We start from the raw sequence: 1,386 nt of genomic DNA, 5'->3' as shown, positions 1-1,386 counted from the left end.
CCTCTACTGCATTACCAGCACGATGGCAGGCGCGAAGGTCGGCGAGGAGTTTCTGTCGTTGATAGGCTAGAGTTTTCGCCCTTGCCGCAGTCGGAAAAGCCGGTTGTGCTTCTGATTTCGCATGAGGTTTCGAGGACCGGCGCGCCTATGTTGGGCTGGAACCTAGCCCGGGAACTCGCGAAAAGGGCAACGGTGGTTTCCCTGATGATGCGCACTGGAGAACTGGAAAGCGACTTCATCGCCGTTGCCGCCTCGTCCGTCGGTCCGTTGACATGGGAGGACTGGAACCCTGTGGATGCGGCCCGGCTGGCCAAGCGGATCACAGAGGAATTCAAACCGCTTTATGCCATCGCCAACAGCATAGAAACGCAGATCATGGTGCCTGCCTTGGCGTCTTGTGGGGTGCCGAGCGTTGCTTTGGTGCATGAGTTTGCCGCCTACACGCGCCCTGTAGCCAAGATGCGTAACGTTTATGACTGGGCGCAGCATGTCGTATTTCCTGCCGAGATCGTTGCGCAGTCTTCGTACGATGCCTTTCCTGGCCTCGAAAGGCGCCCCGGAATTCATATCATGGCTCAGGGGCGCAGCGATCCACCGCCAGTGTCCTCAGCTGATGAGCCGGCTGACAAAAAACGCGACGAGTTCCTGCTTCGTTTGCGGCCCGAAGGTGAGGAAACTTCCTTTCTCGTGCTTGGCGCCGGCATGGTGCACATTCGCAAAGGCGTTGATCTTTTCATAAGCGCTGCCGCCACGGCGAAACGACTGCGACCGGATGTTCGCTTTCGATTTGTCTGGATCGGTGACGGGTACGATCCGGAAAATGACAGTGGCTACTCCGCGTATCTCGCCTACCAGATAGCCCAGTCCGATCTGGGAGATAGCCTGGTGATGCTTGATCCGGTATCGGATTTGGAGCCCGCATATGCCGTTGCAGACGCCTTCTTTCTCAGTTCCCGCCTGGATCCGCAGCCAAACGTGGCCATCGACACGGTTGTGCGCGGGATACCGACCGTGTGCTTCCAGGGGGCTTGTGGAACGGCGGAAATCTTAGGGGCCGACGCTGCAACACGTCCTCTCATTGCACCTCACCTCGATACCCATGCCGCAGCCGCCATCTTGTGCGGGCTGGCAGACGACCGCGACAAGGCAAAGGCCTTGGCAGCGGAAGTGGCGCGAGTAGGACATGCGGCCTACAACATGAGTGCCTATGTTCAACAAATCGATGAGTGGGGCAAAACATCTGCGGCGGCACTTCATGAGGAGGACCTTGCCACCCTGATGGCGGCCGCCGCTGTCGATCTCGAAATGGTTCTTCCTCCAAGTACCGCGCCAATTGCCGAGTTGGAAGCCGGGCGGCGCACGCTCCAGCAATGGAGCATCATGGGC

The 1,386-nt window shown here is 58.8% G+C and carries 1 protein-coding gene; it reads left to right on the top strand.

All coding sequences use genetic code 11. The features are described 5' to 3' along the window. Positions 1-81: 81 nt before the first annotated feature. On the top strand, positions 82-1,386 hold a 1,305-nt coding region (locus tag AC1DZP_RS36180; RefSeq protein ID WP_477309141.1), incomplete at its 3' end, for a glycosyltransferase.

The sequence above is a fragment of the Mesorhizobium sp. P2_F8 genome, from assembly GCF_056403655.1.
The sequence above is the reverse complement of the archived record's forward strand: the minus strand, read 5'-3'. Positions and strand labels throughout refer to the sequence as shown.